This window comes from Flavobacterium phragmitis (genome assembly GCF_900112575.1).
In the GTDB taxonomy this organism is placed as follows: domain Bacteria; phylum Bacteroidota; class Bacteroidia; order Flavobacteriales; family Flavobacteriaceae; genus Flavobacterium; species Flavobacterium phragmitis.
This window is the reverse complement of sequence record NZ_FOMH01000011.1, coordinates 192100-204840: the sequence shown is the minus strand read 5'-3', so window position 1 is coordinate 204840 and position 12741 is coordinate 192100. Positions and strand designations below refer to the sequence as shown.

Below are 12741 nucleotides of genomic sequence, written 5' to 3'. Positions count from 1 at the left end.
AAGATATGGCACGTTCATTAAAAAAAGGACCTTTCGTTCATTATAAATTAGACAAGAAAGTTCAAGAAAACGTAGAAAGTGGTAAAAATAGTGTAGTTAAGACTTGGTCTAGAGCTTCTATGATTACACCAGATTTCGTTGGACAAACTATCGCAGTTCATAACGGTCGTCAATTTGTACCAGTTTACGTAACAGAAAACATGGTAGGTCACAAATTAGGAGAGTTTTCACCAACTAGATCTTTTAGAGGTCATGCTGGAGCAAAAAATAAAGGTAAAAAATAAAAGAAGCAATGGGAGTTCGTAAAAGAGAAACAGCAGATGCGAGAAAAGAGGCTAATAAGTCTATCGCTTTCGCAAAATTGAATAACTGCCCTACTTCACCTAGAAAAATGCGCTTAGTAGCGGACTTGGTAAGAGGTCAGAAGGTAGAAAGAGCACTTAACATTTTAAGATTCAGTTCTAAAGAAGCTTCAAGAAAATTAGAAAAACTATTATTATCTGCAATCAACAACTGGGAGCAAAAAAATAGTGAAGGTAATTTAGAAGAAGCTGGATTATTTGTTAAAGAGATCAGAGTAGATGGTGGAATGATGTTAAAAAGACTTCGTCCAGCTCCACAAGGTCGTGCACACAGAATAAGAAAACGTTCTAATCACGTTACAATCGTGCTTGGAGCTATCAATAACACACAAAGCAATTCTTAAGCAGCATGGGACAAAAGACAAATCCAATTGGAAATAGACTTGGTATCATCAGAGGATGGGACTCAAACTGGTATGGTGGAAATGATTACGGCGATAAATTAGCTGAAGATCACAAAATCAGAAAGTATATCCACGCTCGTTTATCAAAAGCTAGTGTATCTAAAGTAATCATCGAGAGAACTTTGAAACTTGTAACCGTTACTATCACTACTGCTAGACCTGGTATCATTATTGGAAAAGGCGGACAAGAGGTAGACAAGTTGAAAGAAGAACTTAAGAAAGTTACTGACAAAGAGGTTCAAATCAACATCTTTGAAATTAAAAGACCTGAGCTAGATGCTTATCTTGTGGCTACAAGCATCGCTCGTCAAATCGAAAGCCGTATTTCTTACAGACGTGCAATCAAAATGGCTATTGCTGCTTCTATGCGTATGAACGCTGAAGGTATCAAAGTTTTGATTTCTGGTCGTTTGAATGGTGCTGAGATGGCGCGTTCAGAAGGTTTCAAAGAAGGTAGAATTCCTCTATCAACTTTCAGAGCTGACATTGATTATGCTTTGGCTGAAGCTCACACTACTTACGGTAGAATGGGTATCAAAGTATGGATCATGAAAGGTGAAGTTTACGGTAAGAGAGAACTTTCTCCACTTGCTGGAATGGACAAAAAACAATCTGGTACAGGTGGTGGTAAAGGTGGAGATGCTCCTAGAGGCAAATCTAACTTTAACAAAGGCGGTAAACCAGATGCTCGTAAAAGAAAGTAAATTTTTAAACTAAAGAAAAATGTTACAGCCTAAAAGAACAAAATACCGTAAGGTACAAAAAGGTAGAATGAAAGGTAACTCTCAAAGAGGGCATGAACTTTCAAATGGAATGTTTGGAATTAAATCTGTACATGAAGATGGAATGTTCTTAACTTCTCGTCAAATCGAAGCTGCACGTATCGCTGCAACTCGTTACATGAAAAGAGAAGGACAATTGTGGATCAAAATTTTCCCAGACAAACCTATCACTAAGAAGCCTCTTGAAGTACGTATGGGTAAAGGTAAAGGAGCAGTTGAATATTGGGCTGCTGTTGTTAAACCAGGAAGAATTATGTTTGAAGTTGGAGGGGTTCCATTGTCAGTTGCAAAAGAGGCTTTACGTCTTGCAGCTCAAAAACTTCCAGTAAAAACTAAGTTCGTCGTTGCTAGAGATTTCGAAGCATAATTTATATTTATTATGAAACAATCAGAAATAAAAGATCTTTCTGCAGCGGAGTTGCAAGAAAAGCTTAGTCAAACTAAGAAAGTATATGCTGACCTAAAAATGGCTCACGCTATTTCTCCAATTGCTAACCCACTTCAAATCAGAAGCGTTAGAAGAACAGTTGCAAGACTAGCTACAGAGTTAACTAAAAGAGAGTTACAATAATTGTATTCTGCTGAAAGATGGAAGAAAAAAGAAATTTAAGAAAAGAAAGAATAGGTGTTGTTACTTCAAATAAGATGGATAAATCTATCGTTATTTCTGAAGTAAGAAAAGTAAAACACCCATTATACGGTAAGTTCGTGTTGAAAACAAAGAAATATGTTGCGCACGACGAAAAAAACGACTGTAACATTGGAGATACTGTAAGAATTAGCGAAACGCGTCCTTTAAGTAAAACAAAATGTTGGAGATTAGTTGAAATCTTAGAAAGAGCTAAATAATTATGGTACAACAAGAATCAAGACTAAAAGTAGCAGATAACACGGGAGCTAAAGAAGTTTTAACTATTCGTGTTTTAGGAGGTACTAAAAGAAGATATGCCTCTGTTGGTGACAAAATTGTGGTTTCTATCAAAGATGCAACTCCAAACGGAAACGTGAAAAAAGGAGCTGTTTCAACTGCAGTTGTTGTACGTACTAAAAAAGAAGTGAGAAGAGCTGATGGTTCTTATATCCGTTTCGATGACAATGCATGTGTTCTTTTGAACGCTGCAGGGGAAATGAGAGGAACTCGTGTTTTTGGTCCGGTAGCAAGAGAACTTCGTGAAAAACAATTCATGAAAATTGTATCATTAGCACCAGAAGTGCTTTAATTCGTTTTAAGATGATAAAGCTAAAAATAAAATCAGGAGATATCGTAAGAGTTATTGCCGGAGACCATAAAGGTGCTGAAGGTAAAGTTTTACGTGTTTACCGTGAAAAAAACAAAGCGATAGTTGAAGGTGTGAACTTGGTTTCAAAACACACTAAACCAAGTGCTAAAAACCCTCAAGGTGGTATCGTTAAGAAAGAGGCTTCTATTCAAATTTCTAACATTGCTTTAATTGATCCTAAAACTAAGGAAACAACTAGAGTAGGTATTAGAGTAGAAGGAGATAAGAAAGTAAGATTTTCAAAAAAATCTAATCAAGTACTATAGTAATGGCATATACACCTAGACTAAAAGAAGAATATAAGAGTAGAGTAATTGCTGCTCTTAAAGAAGAGTTCGGATATACAAACGTAATGCAAGTTCCAAAACTTGAAAAAATCGTTTTGAGCCGTGGAGTTGGTGCAGCTGTATCTGATAAAAAACTTATTGACTATGCAGTTGATGAGTTGACAAAGATCACTGGACAAAAAGCAGTTTCTACAATCTCTAAAAAAGACGTTGCGTCTTTTAAATTGAGAAAAGGAATGCCTATTGGAGCAAAAGTTACTTTGCGTGGAGAAAGAATGTATGAGTTTTTAGATAGACTTATTACTTCTGCTTTACCACGTGTTAGAGATTTTGGTGGTATTAAAGCTACTGGATTCGACGGAAGAGGTAACTACAATCTTGGAGTTTTAGAGCAAATCATTTTCCCAGAAATTGATATTGACAAAGTAAACAAAATTTCAGGAATGGATATTACTTTTGTTACTACTGCAAAAACAGACAAGGAAGCAAAGTCATTATTGGCTGAATTAGGATTACCTTTTAAAAAGAATTAAGACATGGCTAAAGAATCAATGAAAGCCCGTGAGGTGAAAAGAGAGAAAACGGTAGCTAAGTATGCTGAAAAAAGAAAAGCTTTATTAGAAGCTGGAGATTATGAAGGCTTACAAAGATTGCCTAAAAATGCTTCACCAGTTCGTTTACACAATCGTTGTAAATTAACAGGTAGACCAAGAGGTTATATTCGTCAATTTGGTATTTCACGTGTAACTTTTCGTGAAATGGCTAATAATGGATTAATTCCTGGTGTAAAAAAGGCGTCTTGGTAATCTCGCAATAAGTTATTACTTTTGCAGACCAAAAAATAATTTTAATTGATTAAAGGTTCGGGAGACGGGTGTCTCCCGAAAACCATAATCGCAATCAAATACATATGTATACAGATCCTATTGCAGATTATTTGACTAGAGTTCGTAACGCTGTGGCTGCAAACCACAAAGTTGTTGAAATTCCAGCATCTAATCTTAAAAAAGAGATAACTAAGATCTTATTTGATCAAGGTTACATCTTAAGTTACAAATTTGAGCAGAACACGGTTCAAGGTTCTATCAAAATTGCTTTAAAGTATGATAAAGATACTAAAGAGCCTGTAATCAAAGATATCCAAAGAATTAGTAAACCTGGTTTACGTAAGTACGCAGGTGCTGCCAAATTACCTAGAATCCTTAACGGATTAGGAATTGCTATTGTTTCTACATCAAAAGGTTTGATGACTGGAAAACAAGCGAAGCAATTAAATGTAGGTGGTGAAGTAATTTGTTACGTATACTAATTTTAAACACTAGAAAAGATGTCAAGAATAGGTAAAAGCCCAATTGTAATCCCTGCTGGTGTAACTGTAGAAGTTAAAGACGGTATTATTACAGTAAAAGGAAAAAGAGGTCAACTAGTTCAAGAGTTTTCGGACGTAAATGTAACTGTTGAAGGCGATCAAGTTTTAGTTGAAAGATCGTCTGATCATAAAGACCACAGAGCAAAACACGGATTATTCAGATCTTTGATCAGTAATATGGTTGTTGGTGTTTCTGAAGGTTTCACAAAAGAACTAGAATTAGTTGGAGTTGGTTATAGAGCTTCAAACCAAGGTCAAAAATTAGATTTAGCTCTTGGATATTCTCACAATATTGTTTTAGAGATTGCTCCTGAAGTATCTTTGGAAACAGTATCTGAAAAAGGTAAGAACCCAATCGTAAAATTAACATCATTTGATAAACAACTTTTAGGTCAAGTTGCTGCGAAAATCAGAAGTTTCCGTAAGCCAGAGCCTTATAAAGGAAAAGGTGTTAAATTTGTGGGTGAAGTATTAAGAAGAAAAGCAGGTAAATCAGCTTAAAATATAAGATTATGTCATTAACAAAATCTGAAAGAAGACAGAGAATTAAATTCAGAATTAGAAAATCGGTTAGTGGTTCTGCTGCTAGACCTAGACTTTCTGTTTTTAGAAGTAATAAAGAAATTTACGCTCAAATCATTGATGATGTAAATGGAGTTACTATATTAGCTGCATCTTCAAGAGAAAAAGAAATAGGAAAAGGTACTAACGTTGAAGTAGCTGCTGCTGTTGGAAAATTAGTTGCAGAGAAAGCGTTAAAAGCTGGGATTGATACCATCACTTTTGATAGAGGTGGATATTTATATCACGGTCGTATTAAATCATTAGCGGAAGGCGCAAGAGCTGCTGGACTTAAATTCTAATATATTATGTCTAAATACAAAAATGTAGAATTGGTAAAACCTAGCGGTCTTGAACTTAAAGATCGTCTGGTTAGTGTAAATCGTGTTACTAAAGTTACAAAAGGAGGTAGAGCTTTCGGTTTTTCTGCTATTGTAGTTGTAGGTGATGAAAATGGAGTAGTTGGTCACGGATTAGGAAAATCTAAAGATGTTTCTGAAGCAATTGCGAAAGCAGTGGAAGATGCTAAGAAAAATTTAGTTAGAATTCCTTTAAATGGACAATCTGTTCCTCACGAACAAAAAGGTAAATTTGGTGGTGCACGTGTATTCTTAATTCCAGCGTCTCATGGTACTGGAGTTATTGCTGGCGGTGCTGTTCGTTCAGTTCTTGAGTCAGTAGGTATTCACGATGTATTATCTAAATCTCAAGGATCATCAAATCCACATAACGTAGTAAAAGCAACTTTTGATGCTTTATTGCAAATGAGAAGCGCTCACACTGTTGCAAAACAAAGAGGTGTTTCTTTAGAGAAAGTTTTTAAAGGTTAATTCAAGGAAATTATGGCTAAATTATTAGTAAAACAAGTAAGAAGCAAAATCAACTGTCCTCTTTCTCAAAAGAGAGGGTTGGAAGCTTTAGGTCTACGTAAAATTGGACAAGTTGTGGAGCATGAGTCAAATCCTGCTATCCTTGGGATGATAAACAAAGTTAAACACTTAGTTTCTGTAGAAGAAGCTAAATAACAAATACTGTTATGAATTTAAGTAACTTACAACCTGCTGAGGGATCTACACACAATCAAAACAAAAGATTAGGTAGAGGAGAAGGTTCTGGAAAAGGTGGTACTGCTGCACGTGGACACAAAGGGGCTAAATCTCGTTCTGGTTATTCTAAGAAGATTGGTTTTGAAGGAGGTCAAATGCCACTTCAAAGACGTGTACCTAAGTTTGGTTTCAAAAACATCAATCGTAAAGAATACGAAGGTGTTAATTTAGATACTCTTCAATTATTAGTTGATAACGGTGTAATTACTGATTCTGTTTCTATGACAGATTTCGTAGCAAATCGTCTAGCTTCTAAAAATGAAATCGTTAAGATTTTAGGTAGAGGAGAATTGAAAGCAAAATTAAAAGTAACTGCCCACAAATTTACTGCTACTGCAAAAGCGGCTATTGAAGCTGCAGGAGGAGAAGCTGTAACTATATAACTTATCTATTAAGATGAAGAAATTTATTGAATCAATAAGTAATGTTTGGAAAATCGAAGAACTAAAGAATAGAATCTTAATTACATTAGGATTGCTTTTAGTATATCGTTTTGGAGCACACGTTACGCTTCCTGGAATTGACGCAACGCAATTGACTGGTTTAGCGGGACAAACTAAAAATGGTCTAGGATCTATCTTAGACATGTTCACCGGGGGTGCTTTCTCTAAGGCTTCAGTTTTTGCCTTAGGTATCATGCCTTATATTTCTGCGTCTATTGTCGTTCAGTTGATGGGAATTGCGATTCCATATTTACAAAAGCTTCAAAATGATGGGGAAAGTGGTAGAAAAAAGATTAATCAAATCACTCGTTGGTTGACAATCGCTATCACATTGGTTCAAGGTCCAACTTATATCTATAATTTATACAGAACATTGCCTAGTAATGCATTTTTGCTAGGCTTTAATTCTCCTGAATTTTTGTTCTCGTCTGTTATCATTTTAGTTACAGGTACTATTTTTGCTATGTGGCTTGGTGAGAAAATTACAGATAAAGGTATTGGAAATGGTATTTCATTGTTAATTATGGTTGGAATTTTAGCTCGTTTACCACAAGCTTTTATCCAAGAGTTTACAACTCGTGTTACCAATAACAATGGAGGTCCAATGTTATTAGTTATTGAAATTATTGTGTGGTTATTAGTTATCATTTCTTGTGTATTGCTTACAATGGCAGTACGTAGAATCCCAGTACAGTACGCTCGTCGTACAACAACTGGAGATTATGAGCAAGATTTGGCAGGAGGTAATAGACAATGGATTCCTCTTAAGCTTAATGCTTCTGGAGTTATGCCAATTATTTTTGCTCAGGCAATTATGTTTATTCCTGCGGCTGTAGCCGGATTGTCTAAATCAGATACATCACAATCTATTGTTGGTGCATTTAGTAATATGTTTGGTTTCTGGTATAATTTTGTTTTTGCAACTTTAATTATTGTATTTACATTCTTTTATACTGCAATCACTGTACCTACTAACAAAATGGCTGATGATTTAAAGAGAAGCGGTGGTTTTATTCCAGGAGTTCGTCCAGGAGCTGAAACTTCAGATTTCTTAGATAAAGTGATGTCTTTAATAACTTTCCCAGGATCTTTATTCCTTGCTTTGATTGCTGTGTTCCCAGCTATTGTTGTAAGTATTATGGATGTACAACAATCTTGGGCAATGTTTTTTGGAGGTACCTCATTAATAATTATGGTTGGTGTTGCAATAGATACTATTCAACAAATCAACTCATACTTGTTAAACAAACATTATGATGGTTTAATGAAGACTGGTAAAAATAGAAAAGCGGTAGCTTAATATATTTATGGCAAAACAATCAGCAATAGAACAAGACGGATCAATCATTGAAGCATTATCAAATGCGATGTTCCGTGTGGAGTTAGAAAATGGACATATTGTAATTGCTCATATTTCTGGAAAAATGCGAATGCATTACATCAAGTTATTACCTGGTGATAAAGTGAAACTAGAAATGAGTCCTTACGATTTGTCAAAAGCAAGAATTACTTATCGATATTAAAGGATATTCACTATGAAAGTTAGAGCATCAGTAAAAAAGAGAAGTGCCGAGTGCATTATCGTGCGTAGAAAAGGGAGACTGTACGTAATAAACAAAAAGAATCCTAGATTTAAACAAAGACAAGGATAATTATGGCAAGAATAGCAGGGGTAGATATCCCAAAAAACAAAAGAGGTGTTATCGCACTTACCTACATCTTCGGATTAGGAAAAAGTAGAGCTATTGAGATTTTAGAAAAAGCTCAAGTTAGCCAAGATAAAAAAGTTCAAGATTGGAATGATGATGAGATCGGAGCAATTCGTGAAGCTGTTTCATTTTACAAAATTGAAGGTGAATTACGTTCTGAAATTTCTTTAAACATTAAACGTTTAATGGATATTGGATGTTACAGAGGTATTCGTCATAGATCTGGTCTTCCATTAAGAGGGCAAAGAACTAAAAACAACTCAAGAACAAGAAAAGGTAAAAGAAAAACTGTTGCTAACAAGAAAAAAGCAACTAAATAATAAGTAATATGGCTAAAGCAACTGCAAAAAAACGTAAAGTTATCGTTGAATCAACGGGTGAGGCTCATATTTCTGCCACTTTTAATAACATTATTATTTCTTTGACTAATAAGAAAGGTGAAGTTATCTCTTGGTCTTCAGCTGGTAAAATGGGTTTCAGAGGTTCTAAAAAGAACACTCCTTATGCAGCTCAAATGGCAGCAGAAGATTGCGCTAAAGTAGCACTTGAGGCAGGACTTAAAAAAGTGAAAGTTTATGTAAAAGGACCAGGTAACGGACGTGAGTCTGCTATCCGTTCTATTCATAACGGTGGAATTGAAGTTACTGAAATTATTGATGTTACTCCAATGCCACACAACGGATGTCGTCCTCCAAAAAGACGTAGAGTTTAATTTTTTATTTTTATAGTATAAACAAGGTAGAACATAGATTATCGAAGGATTAGACCTGAATTCATAATTTCTACCTTAAAATTTTTTTTAAAATGGCAAGATATACTGGTCCTAAAACCAAAATCGCTCGTAAATTTGGCGAGGCAATCTTCGGAGATGATAAATCTTTCGAAAAAAGAAATTACCCACCTGGACAACACGGGATGGCTAAAAAAAGAGGAAAAAAATCTGAGTACGCTGTTCAATTAATGGAAAAGCAAAAAGCTAAATATTCTTATGGAATTTTAGAAAAACAATTCAGAAATTTATTCGAAAAAGCATCAGCTACAAAAGGAGTAACTGGTGAAGTTTTATTACAATTATGCGAAGCAAGATTAGATAATGTTGTTTTTAGAATGGGAATTGCTCCATCTAGAAGAGGTGCGCGTCAAATCGTTTCTCACAGACACATTACTGTAAATGGAGAGGTTGTTAATATTCCTTCTTACCACCTTAAGCCTGGTGATAAAGTTGCAGTTCGTGAAAAATCTAAATCTCTAGAAGCTATCGAACGTTCTTTATCAAATTCAAGTCATGTTTATGAATGGATTACTTGGAACAATGATCTTAAAGAAGGAACTTTCGTTTCTGTACCTGCGAGACTTCAAATTCCAGAAAACATTAAAGAACAATTAATCGTAGAGTTGTACAACAAATAATAATTGACTTAGTCGAAATTTATGGCAATATTTAATTTTCAAAAGCCCGATAAAGTTATCATGATCGATTCAACCGATTTTGAAGGTAAATTTGAGTTTAGACCTTTAGAACCTGGTTACGGATTGACAGTTGGTAATGCACTTAGAAGAGTTTTGCTTTCAGCATTAGAAGGTTATGCAATTACATCTGTTCGTATCGAAGGTGTAGATCATGAGTTTTCTACTATTTCAGGTGTTGTTGAAGATGTTACCGAAATTATCCTTAATCTAAAACAAGTACGTTTCAAACGTCAAATTGAAGATATCGATAATGAATCAGTTACTATTTCTGTTTCTGGTAAAGATCAATTAACAGCAGGTGATTTTCAAAAATTTATTTCAGGTTTCCAAGTTCTAAATCCAGACCTTGTTATCTGTAACTTAGATTCTAAAATCAAATTGAATTTCGATTTAACAATCGAAAAAGGTAGAGGATACGTGCCTGCTGAAGAGAACAAAAAACAGAATGCTGCAATTGGAACGATTTTTACAGATTCTATTTTTACTCCGGTAAAAAATGTAAAATATGCAATCGAAAATTTCCGTGTTGAGCAAAAGACGGATTACGAAAAATTAGTTTTTGAAATCAAAACTGATGGATCTATCAATCCTAAAGATGCTCTTACTGAAGCTGCTAAAGTTTTAATTCACCATTTCATGTTATTCTCTGATGAAAGAATTACACTTGAGGCTGACGAAATTGCACAAACAGAATCGTATGATGAAGAGTCATTGCATATGAGACAACTGCTTAAAACTAAGCTTGTTGATATGGATTTATCTGTGAGAGCATTAAATTGCTTGAAAGCGGCTGAAGTTGATACACTTGGTGATTTAGTATCTTTCAATAAAAATGACCTAATGAAATTCCGTAATTTCGGTAAAAAATCTTTAACTGAACTTGATGAACTTGTTGCAGTGAAGAATTTAACTTTCGGAATGGATTTAGCTAAATACAAATTAGATAAAGAATAATTTACTTCATATTTTGCTCTCCATGGTGGATTGTAGCAAGATGAAGATAAAAAAAACACGTCATGAGACACGGAAAAAAAATCAACCACTTAAGCAGACAGACTGGACATAGAAAAGCTATGTTGGCTAATATGGCTTGTTCTCTTATCGAGCACAAACGTATTAATACTACTGTTGCTAAAGCTAAAGCGCTTAAACAATTTGTTGAGCCTTTAATTACAAAATCAAAAGAGGATACGACTCACAACCGTCGTATTGTTTTTGCTTACTTACGTAACAAATACGCTGTAACTGATTTGTTCAGAGATGTAGCTGCTAAAGTAGGAGACCGTCCAGGAGGATACACTCGTATCATTAAAGTTGGAAATCGTTTGGGAGATAACGCTGATATGGCGATGATCGAACTTGTTGACTTCAATGAACTTTACAACGGAGGTAAAAAAGAAGTTAAAAAAGCGAAAAGCCGTCGTGGTGGTAAAGCTAAAAAAGCTGAAACCGCTGCTCCTGAAGCCCCTGCTGCTGAAACAGAAACGACTACTGAAGCTTCTGAATAATTATGAAAGTAATCATTCTATAAAAATCAAGGATAAACTAATTTTTAGTTTATCCTTTTTTTTTGATTTTTTTCAAACTGCAAAAATGTAACTTATTTAAAATGATAGGTTTTATTTTTACGAGTGAAAGTTTTAAAAAATCTTGGAAGGGCTATTTTAAAGAAGTAAATTTGCAAAATTCTAATTACACTTAAAACCTTGATTAGGTTTTATAACTTGATTAAAAAAACAATACAAATTAAATAATGAAATACACAACACGACAAAGCGCCATTTTATTACTTAGTGACGGAACAATCTTTCACGGAAAATCTATCGGAATTAGCGGTAAAACTTTTGGTGAAGTTTGTTTTAATACTGGAATGACTGGGTATCAGGAAATTTTCACTGATCCTTCTTATTTTGGGCAAATAATGGTTGCTACAAATACACATATCGGAAACTATGGTGTGAATGAGGAAGAGGTAGAGTCTGATAGTATTAAAATTGCTGGTTTGGTTTGTAAAAACTTCAGTTTTAATTATTCTAGAACAAATGCTTCTGAAAGCTTAGAGGATTATTTTGCTAAGCAAAATCTAATCTGCATTTCTGATGTTGATACTCGTGCGCTAGTGAGTTACATTCGTGACAATGGTGCAATGAATGCTGTTATTTGTACAGATGGAACTTCAATCGAGGATTTGAAGAAAGAATTGGCTAATGTTCCAAATATGGAAGGTTTAGAATTGGCTTCTAAAGTATCGACTAAAGAGCCATACTTTGTTGGTGATGAAAATGCTACTTACAAAATCTCAGCTTTAGATCTAGGTATCAAAAAGAACATTTTGAGAAATCTTGCAAAAAGAGATTGCTATATTAAAGTTTATCCTTTTGATTCAACTTATAAAGATATGTCTGAGTTTAACCCGGATGGATATTTCTTGTCAAACGGACCTGGAGATCCAGATCCTTTGTTTGGAGCAATTCAAGTTGCAAAAGAAATTTTGGCAGATAACAAACCTTTGTTCGGAATCTGTTTAGGACATCAAGTAATCGGTTTGGCAAACGGTGTTGAAACTTACAAAATGTTTAACGGACACAGAGGAATTAATCATCCTGTTAAAAATATTATTACTGGTAAAGGTGAAATAACTTCTCAAAACCACGGGTTTGCCGTTAAGAGAGAACAGTTGGAGAATCACCCTGAACTTGAAATTACGCATGTTCATTTAAATGATGGTACAGTTGCGGGAATGAGAATGAAGAATAAGAATTGTTTTTCAGTTCAATATCACCCAGAAGCTAGTCCAGGACCACACGATTCGTCATATTTGTTTGACCAATTTGTAGAGAATATAAAAAGTAGCAAAGCCTAAAACGATGTAGTTAATAAATAAAGGTGTTTAATGTCTAGATTGTGTTTTTAGTATTAAATATTTTTATAATTTCGAAAAAAAAATATAATTTATTAATAAAAAACA

Annotated in this window: 25 protein-coding genes; all 25 read left to right on the top strand. The window is 34.5% G+C overall.

Annotation, left to right across the window (positions count from 1 at the left end; translation table 11 throughout):
- The first annotated feature begins 5 nt into the window (after positions 1 to 5).
- The 25 genes from rpsS (at position 6) to carA (ending at position 12636) form a co-directional block, all read left to right on the top strand.
- Entirely contained in the window at positions 6 to 284 is a 279-nt protein-coding gene (gene rpsS / locus BM289_RS19540; RefSeq protein ID WP_012022488.1) for a 30S ribosomal protein S19, read from the top strand.
- Between the two features lie 8 nt (positions 285 to 292).
- Positions 293 to 706: a 50S ribosomal protein L22 gene (gene rplV, locus BM289_RS19535; protein WP_007803631.1), complete on the top strand. Its 414-nt coding sequence runs from the start codon at positions 293 to 295 to the stop codon at positions 704 to 706.
- Positions 707 to 711: 5 nt separating this feature from the next.
- Positions 712 to 1470: a 30S ribosomal protein S3 gene (gene rpsC / locus BM289_RS19530; protein WP_008464292.1), complete on the top strand. Its 759-nt coding sequence runs from the start codon at positions 712 to 714 to the stop codon at positions 1468 to 1470.
- Positions 1471 to 1489: 19 nt separating this feature from the next.
- A complete protein-coding gene (rplP, locus tag BM289_RS19525; RefSeq protein ID WP_008464295.1) occupies positions 1490 to 1915 on the top strand; it encodes a 50S ribosomal protein L16 in 426 nt (141 codons plus the stop codon).
- A 12-nt stretch (positions 1916 to 1927) separates the two neighbouring features.
- The gene (rpmC, locus tag BM289_RS19520; RefSeq protein WP_008464297.1) at positions 1928 to 2119 is read left to right on the top strand and encodes a 50S ribosomal protein L29; all 192 of its coding nucleotides are present in this window, start codon (positions 1928 to 1930) and stop codon (positions 2117 to 2119) included.
- A 17-nt stretch (positions 2120 to 2136) separates the two neighbouring features.
- Complete coding sequence (rpsQ, locus tag BM289_RS19515) at positions 2137 to 2397, top strand: 30S ribosomal protein S17 (RefSeq protein ID WP_008464298.1); 261 nt, start codon at positions 2137 to 2139, stop codon at positions 2395 to 2397.
- A 2-nt stretch (positions 2398 to 2399) separates the two neighbouring features.
- A complete protein-coding gene (gene rplN / locus BM289_RS19510) occupies positions 2400 to 2768 on the top strand; it encodes a 50S ribosomal protein L14 (RefSeq protein WP_007803649.1) in 369 nt (122 codons plus the stop codon).
- A gap of 11 nt (positions 2769 to 2779) precedes the next feature.
- Positions 2780 to 3094, top strand: coding sequence for a 50S ribosomal protein L24 (gene rplX / locus BM289_RS19505; RefSeq protein WP_008464300.1), 315 nt, complete (start codon positions 2780 to 2782; stop codon positions 3092 to 3094).
- A gap of 2 nt (positions 3095 to 3096) precedes the next feature.
- Entirely contained in the window at positions 3097 to 3648 is a 552-nt protein-coding gene (rplE, locus tag BM289_RS19500; RefSeq protein ID WP_073418353.1) for a 50S ribosomal protein L5, read from the top strand.
- Between the two features lie 3 nt (positions 3649 to 3651).
- Positions 3652 to 3921, top strand: coding sequence for a 30S ribosomal protein S14 (gene rpsN / locus BM289_RS19495; protein WP_008464305.1), 270 nt, complete (start codon positions 3652 to 3654; stop codon positions 3919 to 3921).
- Between the two features lie 104 nt (positions 3922 to 4025).
- Positions 4026 to 4424 (top strand): 30S ribosomal protein S8, encoded by a 399-nt coding sequence (rpsH, locus tag BM289_RS19490; protein ID WP_008464306.1) that lies wholly within the window; start codon positions 4026 to 4028, stop codon positions 4422 to 4424.
- Positions 4425 to 4442: 18 nt separating this feature from the next.
- Positions 4443 to 4985, top strand: a complete 543-nt coding sequence (rplF, locus tag BM289_RS19485) for a 50S ribosomal protein L6 (protein WP_091496648.1) — start codon at positions 4443 to 4445, stop codon at positions 4983 to 4985.
- 11 nt (positions 4986 to 4996) lie between these two features.
- Complete coding sequence (rplR, locus tag BM289_RS19480; protein WP_035650451.1) at positions 4997 to 5347, top strand: 50S ribosomal protein L18; 351 nt, start codon at positions 4997 to 4999, stop codon at positions 5345 to 5347.
- A gap of 3 nt (positions 5348 to 5350) precedes the next feature.
- Positions 5351 to 5875 (top strand): 30S ribosomal protein S5, encoded by a 525-nt coding sequence (rpsE, locus tag BM289_RS19475; protein ID WP_085949269.1) that lies wholly within the window; start codon positions 5351 to 5353, stop codon positions 5873 to 5875.
- Positions 5876 to 5887: 12 nt separating this feature from the next.
- The gene (gene rpmD / locus BM289_RS19470) at positions 5888 to 6070 is read left to right on the top strand and encodes a 50S ribosomal protein L30 (protein WP_008464315.1); all 183 of its coding nucleotides are present in this window, start codon (positions 5888 to 5890) and stop codon (positions 6068 to 6070) included.
- 11 nt (positions 6071 to 6081) lie between these two features.
- Positions 6082 to 6534 (top strand): 50S ribosomal protein L15, encoded by a 453-nt coding sequence (gene rplO / locus BM289_RS19465; protein WP_091496646.1) that lies wholly within the window; start codon positions 6082 to 6084, stop codon positions 6532 to 6534.
- A 13-nt stretch (positions 6535 to 6547) separates the two neighbouring features.
- Positions 6548 to 7894 (top strand): preprotein translocase subunit SecY, encoded by a 1347-nt coding sequence (secY, locus tag BM289_RS19460; RefSeq protein WP_007803669.1) that lies wholly within the window; start codon positions 6548 to 6550, stop codon positions 7892 to 7894.
- A gap of 7 nt (positions 7895 to 7901) precedes the next feature.
- Positions 7902 to 8117, top strand: coding sequence for a translation initiation factor IF-1 (gene infA, locus BM289_RS19455; RefSeq protein ID WP_007136545.1), 216 nt, complete (start codon positions 7902 to 7904; stop codon positions 8115 to 8117).
- Positions 8118 to 8129: 12 nt separating this feature from the next.
- A complete protein-coding gene (gene ykgO / locus BM289_RS19450; RefSeq protein WP_002987490.1) occupies positions 8130 to 8246 on the top strand; it encodes a type B 50S ribosomal protein L36 in 117 nt (38 codons plus the stop codon).
- Positions 8247 to 8248: 2 nt separating this feature from the next.
- Positions 8249 to 8623 carry a 30S ribosomal protein S13 gene (rpsM, locus tag BM289_RS19445; protein WP_008464322.1) on the top strand — a complete coding sequence of 125 codons (375 nt, stop codon included), beginning with the start codon at positions 8249 to 8251 and terminating at the stop codon, positions 8621 to 8623.
- A gap of 8 nt (positions 8624 to 8631) precedes the next feature.
- Entirely contained in the window at positions 8632 to 9015 is a 384-nt protein-coding gene (gene rpsK / locus BM289_RS19440) for a 30S ribosomal protein S11 (protein ID WP_026727866.1), read from the top strand.
- Between the two features lie 92 nt (positions 9016 to 9107).
- A complete protein-coding gene (gene rpsD, locus BM289_RS19435) occupies positions 9108 to 9713 on the top strand; it encodes a 30S ribosomal protein S4 (RefSeq protein WP_008464326.1) in 606 nt (201 codons plus the stop codon).
- A gap of 21 nt (positions 9714 to 9734) precedes the next feature.
- Positions 9735 to 10727 (top strand): DNA-directed RNA polymerase subunit alpha, encoded by a 993-nt coding sequence (locus BM289_RS19430; protein ID WP_008464329.1) that lies wholly within the window; start codon positions 9735 to 9737, stop codon positions 10725 to 10727.
- Between the two features lie 62 nt (positions 10728 to 10789).
- On the top strand, positions 10790 to 11281 hold the full coding sequence (gene rplQ, locus BM289_RS19425; protein WP_091496644.1) for a 50S ribosomal protein L17: 492 nt from the start codon (positions 10790 to 10792) through the stop codon (positions 11279 to 11281).
- A gap of 245 nt (positions 11282 to 11526) precedes the next feature.
- Positions 11527 to 12636 (top strand): glutamine-hydrolyzing carbamoyl-phosphate synthase small subunit, encoded by a 1110-nt coding sequence (carA, locus tag BM289_RS19420; RefSeq protein WP_091496642.1) that lies wholly within the window; start codon positions 11527 to 11529, stop codon positions 12634 to 12636.
- Positions 12637 to 12741: the final 105 nt, after the last annotated feature.

Coding starts and splice junctions, on each gene's coding strand:
- rplF (WP_091496648.1), top strand. CDS start 4,443: ATGTCAAGAATAGGTAAAAGCCCAATTGTAATCCCTGCTGGTGTAACT.
- rpmD (WP_008464315.1), top strand. CDS start 5,888: ATGGCTAAATTATTAGTAAAACAAGTAAGAAGCAAAATCAACTGTCCT.
- rpsK (WP_026727866.1), top strand. CDS start 8,632: ATGGCTAAAGCAACTGCAAAAAAACGTAAAGTTATCGTTGAATCAACG.
- rplV (WP_007803631.1), top strand. CDS start 293: ATGGGAGTTCGTAAAAGAGAAACAGCAGATGCGAGAAAAGAGGCTAAT.
- rplX (WP_008464300.1), top strand. CDS start 2,780: ATGATAAAGCTAAAAATAAAATCAGGAGATATCGTAAGAGTTATTGCC.
- rplR (WP_035650451.1), top strand. CDS start 4,997: ATGTCATTAACAAAATCTGAAAGAAGACAGAGAATTAAATTCAGAATT.
- rplQ (WP_091496644.1), top strand. CDS start 10,790: ATGAGACACGGAAAAAAAATCAACCACTTAAGCAGACAGACTGGACAT.
- rpsS (WP_012022488.1), top strand. CDS start 6: ATGGCACGTTCATTAAAAAAAGGACCTTTCGTTCATTATAAATTAGAC.
- rpmC (WP_008464297.1), top strand. CDS start 1,928: ATGAAACAATCAGAAATAAAAGATCTTTCTGCAGCGGAGTTGCAAGAA.
- rplN (WP_007803649.1), top strand. CDS start 2,400: ATGGTACAACAAGAATCAAGACTAAAAGTAGCAGATAACACGGGAGCT.
- rpsC (WP_008464292.1), top strand. CDS start 712: ATGGGACAAAAGACAAATCCAATTGGAAATAGACTTGGTATCATCAGA.
- rplO (WP_091496646.1), top strand. CDS start 6,082: ATGAATTTAAGTAACTTACAACCTGCTGAGGGATCTACACACAATCAA.
- ykgO (WP_002987490.1), top strand. CDS start 8,130: ATGAAAGTTAGAGCATCAGTAAAAAAGAGAAGTGCCGAGTGCATTATC.
- rpsD (WP_008464326.1), top strand. CDS start 9,108: ATGGCAAGATATACTGGTCCTAAAACCAAAATCGCTCGTAAATTTGGC.
- rpsN (WP_008464305.1), top strand. CDS start 3,652: ATGGCTAAAGAATCAATGAAAGCCCGTGAGGTGAAAAGAGAGAAAACG.
- infA (WP_007136545.1), top strand. CDS start 7,902: ATGGCAAAACAATCAGCAATAGAACAAGACGGATCAATCATTGAAGCA.
- rplE (WP_073418353.1), top strand. CDS start 3,097: ATGGCATATACACCTAGACTAAAAGAAGAATATAAGAGTAGAGTAATT.
- secY (WP_007803669.1), top strand. CDS start 6,548: ATGAAGAAATTTATTGAATCAATAAGTAATGTTTGGAAAATCGAAGAA.
- rpsQ (WP_008464298.1), top strand. CDS start 2,137: ATGGAAGAAAAAAGAAATTTAAGAAAAGAAAGAATAGGTGTTGTTACT.
- carA (WP_091496642.1), top strand. CDS start 11,527: ATGAAATACACAACACGACAAAGCGCCATTTTATTACTTAGTGACGGA.
- BM289_RS19430 (WP_008464329.1), top strand. CDS start 9,735: ATGGCAATATTTAATTTTCAAAAGCCCGATAAAGTTATCATGATCGAT.
- rplP (WP_008464295.1), top strand. CDS start 1,490: ATGTTACAGCCTAAAAGAACAAAATACCGTAAGGTACAAAAAGGTAGA.
- rpsM (WP_008464322.1), top strand. CDS start 8,249: ATGGCAAGAATAGCAGGGGTAGATATCCCAAAAAACAAAAGAGGTGTT.
- rpsH (WP_008464306.1), top strand. CDS start 4,026: ATGTATACAGATCCTATTGCAGATTATTTGACTAGAGTTCGTAACGCT.